Raw genomic sequence first — 1,116 nt, forward strand, 5'->3', positions numbered from 1 at the left:
TGTACTGCCCTGACAGGTTGGTGACGCGGCTGGCGGGGGGTTGGCCTGCTAGTGCGGTGTGGCCGCGGTGGTGGTTGTAGATGTGCAGCCAGGGTGCGAGGGCGGCGCGGCGTTGGGTTTCTGAGGTGTAGGGGCGGGCGTAGGCCCATTCGGTCAGCAGGGTGCGGTGGAAGCGTTCGACCTTGCCGTTGGTCTGGGGCCGGTAGGGGCGGGTGCGTTTGTGGGTGATGCCGGCGGCGGCCAGGGTGGTGCGCCAGGTGCGGGAGCGGTAGCAGGGGCCGTTGTCGGTCAGCACGCGGCGCACGGTGATCCCGGCGTCGGTGAAGAACGCGTGGGCGCGCTGCCAGAACGCCACGGCCGAGTGCTGGGTTTCGTCGGGCAGGATTTCGGTGTAGGCCAGGCGGGAGTGGTCGTCGATGGCGGTGTGCAGGTAGCTGTAGCCCAGCAGGGGTTTGCCGCCTGAGCGGCGGTTGCCGGTGTCGGTGCGCTGGCTGTTGCGTCGTCCGCGAGCGCGGCCGTGGGTGCGGTGGCCGCCGCCGTCGGGGATGTTGCCCAGTTTCTTGATGTCGACCTGGATCAGGTCGCCGGGCGCGTGGTGTTCGTAGCGGTGCACGGTGCGGCGGATCGGGCGGCCGGTGGCCTGGTCCAGGTGCGCCAGGGCCGGGCAGCGGTAGCGTTGCAGGACCCGGTGGACGGTGGAGGCGTGCAACCCGAGCCGGGAGGCGATCCGGGCCGGGCCATGTCGTTTCGAGACGCGCAGGCCCACGATGCGTCGCTCGATGTGCTCAGGTGTACGGCGGGGGCTGTGGTGCGGGCGGCTGGAGCGGTCGCTCATCCCGGCCGGTCCCTGGTCGCGGTAGCGGCGGGCCCAGCGGGCCGCGGTGGTGTGCGACACCTGGAACCGCTCGGCCGCCCGCCGCAGCGACCAGCCTTCGTCCACCACGCACCGGGCCAGGCGAAGCCGGCCCAGCTCGGTCAGCGGCGCGTTACGGTGGGGCACGAGGACCTCCTTGGCGTGGAGTTGGTGTGTGGTAGCTCCACACCACGCCAGGAGGTCCTCCTTATTGCAAGATCATCCAGCCCGTGTCGCCGTCACCAACGTCCATGGGCAGTACA

The 1,116-nt window shown here is 70.8% G+C and carries 1 protein-coding gene; it reads right to left on the reverse strand.

The genetic code is table 11. The annotated features are described in order from the left end of the window. A partial coding sequence (locus E1266_RS37355; protein ID WP_132055314.1) for an IS481 family transposase occupies positions 1–1,000 on the reverse strand: 1,000 nt, incomplete at its 3' end. Positions 1,001–1,116 lie beyond the last annotated feature (116 nt).

Source organism: Actinomadura sp. 7K534, assembly GCF_004348575.1.
Lineage (GTDB): Bacteria > Actinomycetota > Actinomycetes > Streptosporangiales > Streptosporangiaceae > Spirillospora > Spirillospora livida.